At 65.0% G+C, this 14848-nt stretch carries 12 protein-coding genes and 1 pseudogene; 7 read left to right on the top strand and 6 right to left on the bottom strand.

All coding sequences use genetic code 11. The features are described 5' to 3' along the window. The coding region (locus tag IM725_RS10755) for a hypothetical protein (RefSeq protein WP_227753741.1) at positions 1-491 on the top strand (491 nt) is incomplete at its 5' end. 709 nt (positions 492-1200) lie between these two features. Then, positions 1201-4218 (top strand): TrlF family AAA-like ATPase, encoded by a 3018-nt coding sequence (locus tag IM725_RS10760; protein WP_193780594.1) that lies wholly within the window; start codon positions 1201-1203, stop codon positions 4216-4218. Between the two features lie 329 nt (positions 4219-4547). Here the strand turns inward: IM725_RS10760 and IM725_RS10765 are convergent, their stop codons facing one another. After that, positions 4548-5678 (bottom strand): DUF4365 domain-containing protein, encoded by a 1131-nt coding sequence (locus tag IM725_RS10765; RefSeq protein WP_227753742.1) that lies wholly within the window; start codon positions 5676-5678, stop codon positions 4548-4550. Positions 5679-5805: 127 nt separating this feature from the next. On the opposite strand from IM725_RS10765, the gene IM725_RS10770 reads away from it, so the two are divergent. From IM725_RS10770 to IM725_RS10780, 3 genes and pseudogenes are all read left to right on the top strand, one after another. After that, positions 5806-6405 carry a TetR/AcrR family transcriptional regulator gene (locus IM725_RS10770; protein ID WP_193780595.1) on the top strand — a complete coding sequence of 200 codons (600 nt, stop codon included), beginning with the start codon at positions 5806-5808 and terminating at the stop codon, positions 6403-6405. Between the two features lie 82 nt (positions 6406-6487). Next, positions 6488-7488 (top strand): annotated as a pseudogene (locus IM725_RS10775) (NADP-dependent oxidoreductase). Positions 7489-7544: 56 nt separating this feature from the next. Further along, on the top strand, positions 7545-8426 hold the full coding sequence (locus tag IM725_RS10780; protein WP_193780596.1) for a crotonase/enoyl-CoA hydratase family protein: 882 nt from the start codon (positions 7545-7547) through the stop codon (positions 8424-8426). 54 nt (positions 8427-8480) lie between these two features. Here the strand turns inward: IM725_RS10780 and IM725_RS10785 are convergent, their stop codons facing one another. The 5 genes from IM725_RS10785 to IM725_RS10805 all read right to left on the bottom strand — a co-directional run bounded on the left by IM725_RS10785 (position 8481) and on the right by IM725_RS10805 (position 13446). Further along, entirely contained in the window at positions 8481-9908 is a 1428-nt protein-coding gene (locus IM725_RS10785; protein ID WP_193780597.1) for an NAD-dependent succinate-semialdehyde dehydrogenase, read from the bottom strand. Positions 9909-10101: 193 nt separating this feature from the next. Further along, a complete protein-coding gene (gene cls, locus IM725_RS10790; RefSeq protein WP_193780598.1) occupies positions 10102-11517 on the bottom strand; it encodes a cardiolipin synthase in 1416 nt (471 codons plus the stop codon). A 65-nt stretch (positions 11518-11582) separates the two neighbouring features. Then, on the bottom strand, positions 11583-11939 hold the full coding sequence (locus tag IM725_RS10795) for a hypothetical protein (protein ID WP_193780599.1): 357 nt from the start codon (positions 11937-11939) through the stop codon (positions 11583-11585). Next, positions 11873-12889 (bottom strand): AI-2E family transporter, encoded by a 1017-nt coding sequence (locus IM725_RS10800; RefSeq protein WP_193780600.1) that lies wholly within the window; start codon positions 12887-12889, stop codon positions 11873-11875. Before IM725_RS10800 ends, IM725_RS10795 begins: the two co-directional genes overlap by 67 nt. Further along, positions 12847-13446, bottom strand: coding sequence for an AI-2E family transporter (locus IM725_RS10805; protein ID WP_193780601.1), 600 nt, complete (start codon positions 13444-13446; stop codon positions 12847-12849). Before IM725_RS10805 ends, IM725_RS10800 begins: the two co-directional genes overlap by 43 nt. A 165-nt stretch (positions 13447-13611) precedes the next feature. Between IM725_RS10805 and IM725_RS10810 the strand changes: the two genes are divergently transcribed. Both IM725_RS10810 and IM725_RS10815 read left to right on the top strand, forming a co-directional pair. Continuing rightward, positions 13612-14445 (top strand): beta/gamma crystallin-related protein, encoded by an 834-nt coding sequence (locus tag IM725_RS10810; RefSeq protein WP_193780602.1) that lies wholly within the window; start codon positions 13612-13614, stop codon positions 14443-14445. Between the two features lie 50 nt (positions 14446-14495). After that, positions 14496-14807 (top strand): BON domain-containing protein, encoded by a 312-nt coding sequence (locus IM725_RS10815; RefSeq protein ID WP_193780603.1) that lies wholly within the window; start codon positions 14496-14498, stop codon positions 14805-14807. Positions 14808-14848: the final 41 nt, after the last annotated feature.

A 14848-nucleotide genomic window follows, 5' to 3' on the forward strand; every position in this document is an offset into this window, starting at 1 on the left:
CACGCGGAACCCATGACGGCACGGGCTCAAGCAGCCCACCACTGATGCCGGATATACGACCGCAGGCGTTTACCTCAAAGGCCAACTACAGTGATCAGAACCTTGTCGTTGGGGAGGAGTCCATATACGACCTGTTATGCCGGGGCATGCGGTCCTCGCTGCGCTTCAAGTGCCTTGAGGTGGGCGCGACGTTTCTCCTGGAGCATCGAAACAAGCTCGTCAAAGGCCGTCTGGTATCCCCTCGAAACCAGAGCGCCTCGCTTGACGACATCTTCTGCCCTGAGCCTCACTGCCGTTCCGTCTGCAAGATGAACATCGGCGCGACCGAAGTAGACGAAGTTTCCTTGGCCCTTCATTGGAAATGGCACTTGGGTAATCCGAATCGTGCCGAGGTCAGCCCAGTGATAGTGTCGACCAGCGTGGTTGAACCCATCGCCTGTCAGAGTGAACAACGGGTTGAAGAAGAACCACAGAGCGCGGTGCCCATATGAAACGTCAGCGTAGCGCGGCATAACGTAATTTAGACCGCAGCCGCGACGCAGTTATCCCACAGCTGCGTAATGACCTGACAGACCAATGGCACGTAAGTGCTTGATACGTTAGCATTTTTTGCCTCCCCTATCAGCGCGAAGTCTGACTATCCCACAGCTGTTATCCCGCATCCAGCGTTTTTGGCAGGCGGCCGATAACCTTGCGGGATAACCACATTTCCATGGACTCTAAGGCGTCCCGCCAAAACTTCAGCCTTATGGATGAGCTTGGCTGATGCCGACGATCGTCTGCTTCTGGCCGGAAGCGGACGTTGACCTGGTGTGAGGAGCCAAAGAATGGATGTCTGCTTCAGACTGGATGCGGTCGGCCAGGTTGAGGCTTCCCACGGTCAGCGGTTGCCGATACCAGACATTGGGCGACGGGCGCGACAAACGATCCCCATCGGCCGGGAGCGAACATCCTGCAGTTGAGCATATTTTCGGCTCGCGCGGCCGCGAAGATAGACGCGCGCATGGCCCGTGCTCATGTCGGCTGTTCACAAGAACACGCCTCCAACCAGCGCGCTTAGAACCTGACCATCGAATGCAGGTCCCCCTCTTCATCCGCGGGAAGTCGGAGCTCGCATGCAACGGCCGCTCTAATCGAAGCTATTGCAGAATGTGTCTCCGCAGGTGCGAACACAGCGCACCCAACGAAGGTTTCAAAGAGATGAATCAGGGATTCGAAGCAGTTTCGCCGCAAGGCTCCACTTGGCACCGGTGGGATCCGCATATCCATGCGCCTGGTACAGCACTCAACGACGGCTACGGCAGCTTAGAGCCGTGGGAAGTGTTCCTCGACAAGGTCGAAAAGAGCGACCCCCCAATCCGCGCCTTAGGGATCACAGACTATTGCGGGATCGACTGCTACGTCGAGACCGTGGCGCGCCGGAACAGTGGTCGCCTTCAAGGGGTAGGGCTGATCTTCCCCAACGTGGAATTTCGCCTGTCTATCGAAACCATCAAGGGCAGTGGCATCAATTTGCACCTGCTGTTCTCGCCCGAGTCACCAGACCACATTGAGCGCATACGAAACGTATTGAGCGGTCTGATCTTCCCGCATCAAGATGAGCAGTTTCGCTGCACGCGGCCGGACCTTATCCGGCTTGGCCGCGTGCTCAATCCCAACTTGGTTGACGACCGTGCCGCCTACCGGGAGGGCGTCAACCAGTTCAAGGTCAGCCTGGATTCGCTTCGGAAGGCGTTCGACGCCAGCGCTTGGCTGCGGGCAAACTGCTTGGTTGCGGTCTCGGGCGGTGGCACCGACGGCACGTCCGGACTGCAGGGCGATGGCGGCCAGTGGGCGGCCACGCGCAAAAATATAGAGCGCTTCGCCGACATCATCTTCTCAGCGAACCCGAAACAGGTTGATTTTTACCTAGGGCGCGGCGCCGCCACTGTGGAAGATCTCGAAACAAAATGGGGAGGCCGAAAGCCTTGCCTGCACGGCTCTGACGCGCACACCGCGGACCGCGTTGGACTACCCGACAACGCACGACGGTGCTGGCTTCACGGCGATGTGACGTTTGAGACACTGCGCCAGGCAGTCATCGAACCAGAAGGGCGGGTGCACATCGGAGAGACGCCCCCCCAAGGCGCACTACCGGGTAACGCCATCCGATCTGTGTGCGTCACAAGCGCGCCGTGGATGCACCCGCCTCAGATCCCGATCAATACTGGCATGGTCGCCATCATCGGCGCGCGGGGTTCCGGCAAGACTGCATTGGCAGACTTCATCGCCACCGGTGCTTACGGCGTTTCTCAGCGATTGAGCGCGAACTCATTCTTGCGGCGTGCCGGCAAGTTTCTCGGTCCAACCCGGGTCGAGCTGACTTGGGAGAACGAGGAGCACACCTCCAACGGAGTCGCCTCCGTCGAGCACGAGGATATATGGGACGCACCGCACGTCCAGTACCTCTCGCAACAGTTCGTGGAACAGCTTTGCTCCGCCGAAGGGCTGGACGACGCACTGGTCACTGAGATTCAGCGTGTAATTTTTGACGCGCACCCCGAGGCGGCCCGACTGGACGCAGCAGACTTCGCCTCGCTGCTGAAACTGCGCATGCAGTCGGCGCGAGACGCCAGAGACCGACACCACCACGCGTTGGTCCGAGCTACGGAAGGCATCAACGCCGAAATGGTGAGGAAGGAGGCGCTCGCAAAGCTTGAGAAGGATCGCGACGAGACAGCGAAGGCGCTGAAGACTGATCGCGAAGACCGCGCCCGTCTCATTCCGAAAGGCCAACATCAGCGCGCAGGGCAATTGGAGTCGCTTACTGCGGCGGTGGAGGCCAAGCAGCGGACGCTCGCTGATGTGCAGGCCCGGGTACAGGCGCTGACAGGGTTGCAGAATGACGTCAAGACATTCAGGAGCCAGACCGCTCCCGAATGGTTGGCAGATGCGCGGGACCGTCGCCCAGAATCGGCACTTTCAGCGGAGGACTGGAGCTTCTTCAAGCTGGACTTCGTTGGTGATGTGGATAGTCTGCTGCAGCAGCGCCTCGAGCTTGCGCGAGCGGAAGCGTTGCGGCTTCAAGGCGCGCCGGCGGAGCCGCCGGTCGCAGGCACACCGATCCCAGACACGGACGCGCCACTGATCCCCCAAGGGACCGACTTGGACAGCCAACCGCTTAGCCTGCTTACGCAGGAACGGAATCGCCTGCAGAAACTCGCTGGAATCGACGAGCAGAATGCACGCCGATACAAGCTGCTGACCGAAAAGATAGCGCGCGCCGAATCAGCTTTCGCCAAGCAGAATGCCGACATTGAGCGGGCGATCAAGGCCGATGCCATCCTGGTCCAGTTGCGGAGCGCGCGTACTGACGCCTACCAAGGAATATTTGAAGCCATCATCGATGAGGAGCGCGAGCTATCGCAGTTGTACGCGCCACTCCATGAGCGGATCCTGAAGGGCCCGCGAGCGGTGAGGAAGCTCTCCTTTTCCGTTCGGCGCGAGGTTGATGTTGGCGCCTGGGCCCGACGCGGCGAGGAGTTGCTGGACTTGCGCAAAGGTCCGTTCCGTGGTGGCGGCGAGCTCCTGAAGGCTGCCGAGGAGCTTCTCGGTGCAGCTTGGCGCGCAGGGGCGGCGGTGGATGCAGCCAAGGCAATGCGCGCTTTCGTAGAAGCCCATGGGGCGTCGCTGCGTCAGCAACGGCTCGAGAATATGCCTTACTTGGAATGGGTGCGTGCCGTCTCGCAATGGCTGTACAGCACCGAGCACATTCAGGTGGGCTACGGCTTGCAATACGAGGAGATCGACATCGAGCGGCTCTCGCCAGGGACGCGGGGCATCGTGCTGCTGCTGTTGTACCTTGCCTTGGACGCCAGCGACGAGCGTCCGTTGATCATCGACCAGCCCGAAGAGAATTTGGACCCTCAGTCCGTGTTCGAAGAGCTGGTTCCCGCATTTTGTGAGGCAAAGAAGCGGCGCCAAATCATCATCGTCACCCACAACGCGAACTTGGTTGTTAATACCGACGTCGATCAGGTCATTGTGGCGCGGTCTGGTGCCCACAGCCCGGATTCGTTGCCTGAGATCAGCTATGAGAGTGGAGGCCTGGAGAATCCCAGGATACGCGAAGCCGTTTGCTCCATCCTTGAAGGCGGCGAACGCGCATTCCAGGAGCGCGCCCGTCGCCTTCGGGTCAACATGGCGTCACCGGCTCCAGCGCATGGGGGACGTCAGTGACGTAGGCGGGCAGTCCCTAGGCTCACGCATGAGCCGCTTGCCAGCCATTGCAGCCGCCCTAAAGTGGCGTTGGCCGAGCACCTACGCAATCAGCCGGCGAGGAAGAGAAGCTTGCCGAGCACGAAAGCGCGCCGGGGGCGCGACGGATCAGGGATTGGCGCCAGTGCATGGGAGGACGCTAAACGGCAGGACGTGGCCGAACGCAGACATGCTGTGCCCTAACCCCCTTCAATCAGCCCCGGAGCATCGAATTCGGTGCCCTGCAGAGGAGCGCCCCTGCGCAGCGGAACAGGTGCTTGGATCAAGGAATGCCGCGGCCTGTCGCGACGTTAAACCTGGTTCCGTCGAGCCGCCTGCTGAAACTCCCGGATGCGAGGAAGGCGCCGAAAGTACGACTCGGGGACCATCCCGAAAAATCCCTCCTGCGCTACGTGCAGTAGTCCTGCATCCTGCAGCTCGCTCGCCGCTACCAGCTTGGCCTCCTCCGCATGAATCGCAGCAACCACTGCGCGACCTCGGGACGTCAACGGTGCGACGAAGTGTGGCTGCATCTCTCGGTCAACCCAATCGATCAAGCAGTCAGAGTAGTTAATCTCCGCCAACCCCTGAGCCTGAAGAAACTTTACAAAACCAAAAGCGAAGGCGTGTTCAGGCTCGCCTATTCCCATGCCGAATTCAGAGCCTGCTGCGTGGAGGTTGTACTCCACCGCGGTACTGACCACATCCATTCCATAGTAGATGCTTCGACAGATGTTGGTAAGTCCGTGGGCGAAAAGGTCAAAGTAGCTGACCGGAAACGAACCGTTCTGCGACTGTCGGAGCAGCAATTCCCGCATGACGTCGGCGACGTCTGGAATGAAGGCCTGGTCGTGGACACCTGCGCTTTCGAACAACCCAAAAACGTCGGTCTGTTCGAGAACGTTCTCTTCTGGGATTTCTATGAAGGAGGGCTCAGCCCTTGGCGCTCTGAGCGCTTGTCGGGCATCAGTCCAATAGCTCTGTTCGGAGTCCGGGTTGTGCAAAACCAAGAGCACGGGAAGCGGGAACGACTCCCAGTATCGTCGATGCTTCTCTTCAGGGTAGAACTTCCACCCTCGAGCTGAGGGGTGACTGAAATAGGATGGCCCAGACTTCACCTGCACGGCTACAAGTCGACCAGTAGCAAAGCCATCTGCATTCACGAACTCTAAGTTGCCGTCGATTCCGACATCCGCGGTGCCGGTCTCGCGCCAGATCTGCTTGTGGCGGGCGGCATAGACTTGCATCGCCGCAATGCCTAGTCGCTCTTGTGCGTACGTCGCCCCTGTCTTCGGTAAGTTCATATTTCGGCCCTTGCATGGAGGCGGCAGTTTACGTCGCGCGGGCAGCACAGCTTTCGATCCGACGCCATGGTGCACGCTCTGAACATCGAAAGGGCTCAATGACGGCATTGGAGCCGAGACTGTGAGCTGATCGTTCATCGGCCGACCGACCGCTCCCGCTGCGAAGCAGTCATTCGCCAGCAAGTCGGCCAAGTGTCCGCTTCCGACCTGAAGCGGACATCCTCAGCCCCAAACCACATTTGTGCACATCGCCTCGCGTCATCGTATGATGGTCATCATGCGAACGACGAAGCACAACGCCAGGTCAGCCGCGAAGGAAGCTTCGCACGAGCGCATCGTGGCCGTGGCTGCACGCGCCATCCGACGTAGCGGCTACGAAGGTACAGGTGTCGCGGACATCATGAAGGAGGCCGGCCTCACCCATGGCGCCTTCTACGCGCACTTTCCGTCGCGCGAGGCGATGTTGGCGGAGGCGGCGAGCCGCGCCTGCGCCGAGTCGGCGGCTGCCGTGGTGAACGTGGTCGACCGTGTCCCTCCCGAGCAGGCATTGGTAGCGATCCTTCGCGGCTACCTGTCGCCCGAGCACCTTGAACACATTGAGTCGGGCTGCCCCTTGGCCGCGCTGGGTTCCGAAACCGTCCGGCAAACGCCGGAAGTCCGGCGCGCGACGACTCGACACGTCAAGTCGATGGTCGATCTCGTCGCGCGCCAACTACCCGAGTGGGGTCAGCCCGCCGCCCACGAACGCGCGCTGCTCACTGTCGCCGCAATGGTCGGCACATTGGTCCTCGCACGCGCGGTCGATGAACCCGCGCTGTCGAAGCGCTTGTGCGACGCCGCTTTGAAGGTCCTCACCCTCGCCTGAACCCGCCGAGCCCACTCGAGCCTTTTCGCTCACCCTCCAATATGACGCTCGTCATGCGACATCGTCGAAACCGGAAGAAACCATGAAAGCCTTTGTTCTGCCCCGATAAGGAAACACCAGGCGCTGCAGCTCACCGAGGTGCCCACACCGCAGCCGCGCGACGACGAAGTCCTGGTGCGCGTCCATGCTGCTGCAGTGAACCTGATCGACGTGAAGATCCGCAACGGCGAGTTCAATCTCATCTTGCCCTACCGCCCGCCCTTCATCCTCGGGCACGATGTCGCCGGGGACGTCGTCCAGGTCGGCGCGAAGGTGCGGATGTTCAAGCCCGGCGACGAGGTCTATGCGCGGCCGCAGGATCTGCGCATCGGTACGTTCGCCGGGTTTATCGCGGTCAAGGAAACGTCGCTGGCCCTCAAGCCCAAGACGCTGTCGATGGAAGAAGCGGCTTCGGTTCCCTTGGTCGCATTGACCGCATGGCAGGCACTGGTGGAGAAGGCCCGATTGAAGAAAGGCCAGAAGGTCTTCATCCAGGCAGGCTCGGGCGGCGTGGGCACCTTTGCCATCCAGCTCGCCAAGCATCTCGGCGCGACGGTCGCCACGACCACCAGCGCGGGCAACGTCGCACTCGTGAAGAGCCTCGGCGCCGACGTCGTCATCGATTACAAGGCGCAGGATTTCGAGGATGTGCTGCGCGATTACGACGTGGTGCTGAACAGCCAGGACAACACGACGCTCGGGAAATCGCTGCGTGTGCTCAAGCCCGGCGGCCAACTCATCTCTATCTCCGGTCCGCCAGACCCCGCATTCGCCGAGCAGATCGGCGCATCGGCGTTCATGGAGTTGATGGTGCGGCTGCTCAGCTCGGGCGTGCGGCGCAAGGCGCGTGCGGTCGGGGTCGACTACTCGTTTCTCTTCATGAAGGCGAACGGAACCCAACTGCGCGAGATCACGCAGCTCTTCGAGGCCGGCGTTCTCCGCCCCGTCGTCGATCGCGTGTTCCCGTTCGAGCAGACGAACGAGGCGCTGGCGTACGTGGAAACAGGCCGCGCCAAGGGCAAGGTCGTCATCAAGGTCAAGTGAAGGAGAATCCCAAAAACCCGGCGGCCTTCTGCCGCTGCGAGCCAAGGAGTGAACCGATGGACAGTTACCCCGACACCACCCTGCGGTGCCAGCTCGACGATGGCGTGCTCATCGTGGAGCTGCACAGGCCCGCCCAACTCAACGCCTTCACGGTCACCATGGCCGATGAACTCGAGACGACCTTCCGCACCGCGAGCGAAGACGATCGTGTCAGGGCGATCGTCCTCACCGGCGCCGGCAAGGCGTTCTGCGCCGGCATGGACCTGACCCGGGAAGACAATGTCTTCGGGCTCGACGAGTCCATGGACTTGACGCTGGAGGACCTGCAGCAGCGCTTCGACGATCCCGCCGTCATCGCCGGGGTTCGGGATACCGGCGGGCGCGTCACGCTGGCGATGCACGACTGCAAGAAGCCCATCGTCGCAGCCATCAATGGCGCCGCGGTCGGCATCGGCGCGACGATGACCCTGGCGGCGGACGTGCGCATCGCGTCCAGCGCCGCACGCATCGGCTTCGTGTTCGGCCGTATCGGCGTCGTCCCCGAAGCGTGCTCGACGTGGTTCCTGCCACGAATCGTCGGCTTGCAGCAGGCGCTGGAATGGGTGCTGTCCGCAGACATCTTCGACGCCGAAGAAGCCAAACGCGGAGGACTCGTACGCAGCATCTCCGCACCGGAGGCGCTGCTCGCAGATGCTGTGGCCCTCGCCCGCAAGTTCAGCCAGGGACGGTCCGCCGTGGCCGTCGCGCTGGCCCGGCAGATGCTTCGCCGCAACGCGGCCCTTGCCGAACCGCGGCTGGCCCACGAGATCGAATCGCTGGCGATGTTCCACACCAGCAAGGGCGATGGCAAGGAAGGGGTCGCTGCGTTTCTCGAAAAGCGGCCTGCGGCGTTCACGTCGTCGGCCGCTTCCATGCCGGCCTTCTATCCCTGGTGGTGACCGCAGGGCGGGGACGCTGCTTCCCCCGCCCGCAAGCGGGTCATCCCAGGCCCATCACGGCCTCGCAGAGCCCTTGGACGCGGGTTGCGCCTCGACGGGCCAGCCCCCTTCCTCGAGCACGAGCACCAGTTTCCTGTTGACGAATTCCTGGATGCCTGCGGCGGCCAGTTCGCGGCCGTAGCCGGAATTCTTGACCCCGCCGAACGGCAGGTCCGGAAGGGACACGGCGGCGGAATTGATGAACACCATGCCGGTGTCGATCTGGCTGGCCACGCGCCGGCCTCGGGCGATGTCCTGGGTGAACACCGAGCCGCCCAGGCCGAAGGGCGAATCGTTGGCCAGCGCAATCGCGGCCGCCTCGTCGGGAACGCGGAAGAACAGCGCGACAGGCCCGAAGAATTCCTGGTGGTACACCGGGTTGTCCTGGCGCACGTCCACCAGGATGGTCGGCTGCATGAAGCTGCCGGCCTGGCCTTCGACCGGCTTGCCGCCCAACACCGCCCGGGCCCCGTGCGCCAGCGCCTCGTCCACCTGCTCGGCCAGCTTCTTGAGCGCCTCTGCGGACGACAGGGGCGCCAGCGTGGTCTGGGGGTCCATGGGGTCACCGGGGGTGAAGGTCTGCAGGGCCGCCTGGAATTTTTCCAGGAACCGGTCGGCCAGCGCCTCCACCACGATGATGCGCTTGGACGCGGTGCAGGCCTGCCCGGCATTGCCCATGCGGCCGGTGACCGCCTGCTTGACGGCTTTGTCCAGGTCGGCATCATCCAAGACGATCAAGGCGTCGCTGCCGCCCAGCTCGAGCGTGGACTTCTTCAGCTGGCCGCCTGCGCGCCCGGCGACGACCGCGCCGGCGCCCTCGCTGCCGGTCAGTGCCACGCCGCGCACGCGTGGATCGTCGATCACCCGGGCGACCTGGTCCTTGGAGAGGAACAGATTGGTGAAGGCCCCGTCCGGGGCGCCGGCTTCGCGCAGCACGCGCTCGAAGGCGAGCGCGCACTGGGGCACGATGGACGCATGCTTGAGCAGCACCGTGTTGCCCGCCATGAGATTGGGCGCTGCGAAGCGGGCCACCTGGTAGTACGGGAAGTTCCAGGGCTGCACGCCGAACAGGACGCCCACCGGGCTGCTTTCGATCATCGCCGCGCCGCGCGCGGTGCTGAGCCTCTCGGGCGCCAGGAAGGATTCGGCGTTCTGCGCGTAATAGTCGAGGATGGCCGCGCACAGCTTGACCTCGCCCACGCTCTGCGCGATGAGCTTCCCCATCTCCGCCGTGGCGAGCGCGCCCAGCTCCTGCGCCTGCTCCCGCATCAGCCCGGCCGCCCTGGCCAGCACGGCCTGGCGCTCGGCCATGGACCGCTTGCGCCAGTCGTTCAGGTAGCAGGCCTGGGCCGCCTGCAGCTTCGCCTCGAGCTCGGCGTCACCGATTTCAGGGAATGACCGGTCCGTCTTGCCGGTGTAGGGGTTGGTGCTTTGATAGGCCATGGGGAGCAACATCGGGTGGTGTGGGACAACCCGGCATGTTCGCGCACGGGGCCTGCGGGTGGGGTCCGCAAAGGCAGGCGCAATGCCCGGATCCGCGTCAGAGCGCTTCGCGGGGCCAGTGCCCTTGCGTCTCAGGTGGAACAGCCCGTATCAGCTTCCGCCTGGCTCTCCAGGCAGAGCTTGCCCAGCCCATTCACAGCAACGGCCCCCAAAGCCGCGCCACGGCTTCCTTGAAGCGGGCGCGCAGCGGCCGGCCCCGCCAGGCTTCCAGCTCGATCGCATCGGAGGCCGCCATGTCCTTCAGGTAGGCCGCCCGCATCTGGGCCGCAAAGCCGCGGCCCAGGATCACCGCATTCACCTCGTCGTTGTCCATCGCGCTGCGCCAGTCCAGGTTGCTGGAGCCCACGCTGGACCACACCCCATCCACGATCACCGTCTTCACGTGCAGCAGTGAGCCGCGCCGCTCGTAGATCTTCACGCCCGCTTCCAGCAACTCCTCGTAGTACGAACGCCCGGCCAGGTAGGCCGCCGCCGAGTCGGACTGGCTGGGCAGGATGAGCCGCACGTCCACGCCACGGCGCGCCGCTGCGAGCAGCGCGCCCAGCAGCTGCGGGTCGGGCACGAAGTAGGCGTTCGTGATGTAGACCTGCTTTTGTGCATTGGTGATCGCCGAGATCAGCGTCAGGTACATGAGGCTGAAGCTGTCGTCGGGCGTGCTTCCCACGGCGCGGACAATCTCCTGGCCGCGCGGCGCGCCCGGCGAGGGGGTCCCGGCGCCCGCCAGCGGCTTGCCGCCCTGCTTCTGCCAGGTGTCCTGGAACAGCTTCTCGAACTCGGCCACCACCGGCCCCTCGATCTGCACGTCGGTGTCGCGCCAGCCCAAGGTCGGGTCCACGGCCTGGCCGCTGTGGCCGATCGAGGAGCCGCTCGAATACACGTTGCTGATGTTGATGCCGCCCAGGAACGCGATGCTGCCGTCGACGACGAGCAGCTTGCGGTGGTCGCGGTGGTTGGGCGCCCAGGCCTTCTTCAGGTGCAGCGGGTTCACGGGATTGAACTCCAGCACCTGGATGCCGGCCTTGCGCAGCCGATCGAAGAAGGGCTGGCCCGTGCCCGAGGTGCCGACGCTGTCGTAGATCGCGTTGACCTGCACGCCGTGTGACTGCCGCTCGAGCAGCAGCGCGGCGAACTTTTCGCCGATCTCGCCGTCCTCGATGATGTAGGACTCGATGTCGATGCGGTCGCGCGCGGCGCGCAGGGCTGCGAACATGGCGCCGTAGGTGGCGGGGCCGTCCTGCAGCAGCGTCACCTTGTTGCCGACGACCAGCGCGGAGCCGCCGATCTGCTGCTCCAGCACGGTCTGCCGGTCGAGGATGTCCAGGTCGCCGTTGTTGCGCTTGAGTTGGGCAACGATCGCCGCGCTCCGCTTCTCGGACAGCGGACCCCAGGCATCCCTGAAGTGGGAGGACTGTTCCTCGTAGCGGTCGGAGAGGAACCGGGTGTCGGGCAGCGAGGCGCATCCCGAAAGTGCAAGAGCGGCCAGGACCGCTGCAGCGCGCCTCCAGGGGAAGGAGGCGGGCGCGCGCGGGCAGGCAGGAGGGGAGGACATGATCGACTGTAGGCTCTGCCGTCAAAGGTGTCTGTACGCTGGCGATCACACGCCTGCAACCCGGGTCATGCAGGGGCCGACCGGCCACCCAGAACGAACGCCAATGCTTCGGAGAACGAGCCCACCACCAGGTCCGCCTGCCCGGCGAGCACCTTGTCGTCCGTACCCACCTCGCCAAGAGGCAGCTCGATGGTGAGCACCAGGGCGTTCGCAAGCAGGCTACGCAGCTCGCGCGCAGCGTCCCGCCACGCATCACGGCTGTCCGCCACGGGGTAGGTCAGGAACACCGCGGACGTGCGATCCCGCTCGGCCTGTGGCAGGTCGCGGACTGCGGCCAGGGTCAGCGTGCGTGCGTTTACGCCTTCGTCGCGCAGCGACTGGGCCAGCAGGTCGGCGAGGACCTCGTCATGCGGCGATTCCATCGCGATGCACAGCACGAGCGCCGTATCCGCGCTTCCCTGCCCCCCCCGCTGCGGCCCAGGCGCTGCTGGCGCACGGCGTGCAAGTGCGCCCCGACATTCGCGTCGATGAGCGAGGTGGACCGGCGTCGCCGGCTCGCGCCGGCGTGCCGCTTGTCGGCACCCAATGCACTGGCCGCCGCCGCGATGGTCAGGCGCACGCGGCTCTGCTGCTCGCTGCCGATCCGCCCCGCGCGCCCATCGGCGTCCGCCAGGGCCAATCCGGGCAGCACGATCTGGTCGCAATAGCGCGCGAAGTTGCTCCGCCGCAGGTACACGCGCGCAGCCGCCACGATCTCGCCGGGCGCACCTGACAAGGCGCGCTGGTAGAGGCGCAGGCCGGCCTGCAACCCCGGGGCTTCGCCGAACAGGATGGTGATGGGCGCCAGCACGCGCACATGGCGGCCGGCGACAACCAGGCACAAGGTGATCGGCGTGGACAGCAGCAGCCCGACGGGGCCCCACAGGATGCCCCAGAAGAGCGCAGCCACGATCACGCCCAGCGGCGCAATGCCCGAGCTGTGGCCGTACACCGTCGGCTCGAGGATATTGGCCACGGGCAGCTCCAGCAGCACGAACACCGCGAGGCTCCAGATCATCAGCGTCCAGCCTGGGTCGACGGCGGCCGCGAATGCACCGATCAGCGCAGCAGCGGCCAGCGGGCCCACGTAGGGCACGAAGCGGGCGAGTGCACTGACAGGCCCCCACAGCACGGCGTGCGGAACGCCCACCAGCCAGAGTGCGCTTCCCAGCACGACACCGAAGATCAGGTTCACGATCAGCTGGGACAAAAGGAAGCTCGACACGCCTTGCGCGGCATCCTCGACGGCCTGCATGGTCCTGCCCGCCTGCGCCTCGCCGGCGAGCCTGATCATCCGGTCGCGCAACCCCTCCTGCTCCAGCAGGATGAACACCAGCAACACCAACACGATCCCCGCCTCGCCCAGGGGCGCCCACACCGCGGCCAGGATGTGGGCGGCGGCGTCCGTCGCCTTCGGGGGGGTGCCGCAGCCGCAGCCGCAGCCGCAGCCGCGGCCGCGGCGTCGGCATCCAGCTTCGCGGACCGCACGGGCCGGTTGCCTGCCGCCTGCGGCACCACGCCATTCCAGTCCGCACCGAAGCGCTCCAGCGGACGGATGGTGAGCTCATGCAAGCGCTCCAGTTTGGCCCGCACGGTGGCCTTGTACTGCGGGACATCGCGCGCCACGGCCACCAGCTGCGAAACCAGGACGGCGGCCAGGCACGCGGTGAACACGGCGACGAGCAGGACGGAGACGAGTGCGCCGCCCACGTGCCCGAAGCCCCTGCGTGTCAAGGCCCTCTTGAGCGGACCGATCACCAGGCTCAGGACGGATGCCAGGGCCAGCGGCACGAAGAAGTCACGGCCGACGAACAGAAGTGCGATCACGCAGGCCGCAGCGACGATCTGTCCCGGTCGGGAGGTGGAGGGCAAGGGGAAAGGCAGACGCATGGCGGGGGGCTCCAGAGACGGCTGAGCCGCTGCACCACCGTAGCGATGCGCCCCCCGCGCGTCTGTCCGTGACCGTACGTTCAAGAATTCGTAGCGCTCACGTACGCCACCGGACAGACGCCTGCTCGCTGCCGACCTATCTTCGGGACCTGAAAGAGGTCCACGTTGAAACTGATTGCCAAAACCCTGTTCGCTACCACCACGCTTGCCTTCGCGGCAGCCGCCTGCGCGCAGATCACCTTGTATGAGAACGAGGCCTTCCAGGGCCGCAGCCTGACGACGCAGCAGCGAGACGGCAGGCTAGACCGAGCGGGTTCCGCGTCGGTGATCGTCGTCGGGGAGCGCTGGGAAGTGTGCGAGGCGCCGCGATTCAACGGGCATTGCACGGTGCTGCGCCCCGGCCAGTACCCCGCCTTGTCGACGATGGGGCTGAATGACCGCATCGCGTCGGCGCGCCCGCTGGCCGCCGACCGCCACGTGGCCCAGGCCGACTACGCGCCCATGCCCCTGGTCGCCGCGGACTACCGCCGTCGCGACAGGGAGGCGCTGTTCGATGCCCCGATCACCTCGGTCCGTGCCGTTGCGGGAACCCCGGCGCAGCGCTGCTGGATGGAGCGTGAGGAGGTCGCGCAGCCCCAGGCGCAAGCACAGCCGGCGGCCGCCGGCTACAACCTGCCCGGTGCCGCCATCGGCGCGGTCATCGGCGGCATCCTGGGCCACCAGGTCGGCGGCGGCACGGGCAAGCAGATCGCGACCGTGGGCGGAGCCCTTGGCGGCGCTGCGCTCGGTGCGCAGTACGGCCGCAACGAGCCCGTCGCCACGCCGGTGGTGCAGCCCGTGACGCAGGACGTGCGACGCTGCGACAGCCATGCGGCCCAGGCCGTCCCTGCCTACTGGGATGTCGGCTACCGGTTCCGCGGCACCGACCACCAGGTGCAGATGGCGAGCCAGCCCGGCACGACCATCACCGTCAACGACCAGGGCGAGCCTCGCGCCTGAGCGCAGCGGACCCCCTCCAACCCCCTAAGTCAACCCATCAAGGACTCTCCATGAACCGTTTCATCACCATTTCCGCCCTCTTCGCTGCCGTCGCCCTGACCACCCTGACCGGCTGCGCCGCCACCCAGGCCCATGAGAGCACCGGCCAGTACGTGGACGACGCCGCGATCACCACCAAGGTGAAGGACGCCATCCTCAAGGAGCCGACGCTGAAGTCCGCCGAGATCAACGTCGAGACCTTCAAGGGCCGCGTGCAGTTGAGCGGCTTCGTCTCCAGCCGGGCCAGCATCGACCGGGCCGTGCAGGTCGCGCAAAGCGTCTCGGGCGTCAGCTCGGTCGCGAACGACATGCGCGTCAAGTAAGCAGCGGCGACGCACTGGCCCACCGTGGCCCTCGCTCGCCC

The organism is Ramlibacter aquaticus, assembly GCF_015159745.1.
Taxonomy (GTDB): domain Bacteria; phylum Pseudomonadota; class Gammaproteobacteria; order Burkholderiales; family Burkholderiaceae_C; genus Ramlibacter; species Ramlibacter aquaticus.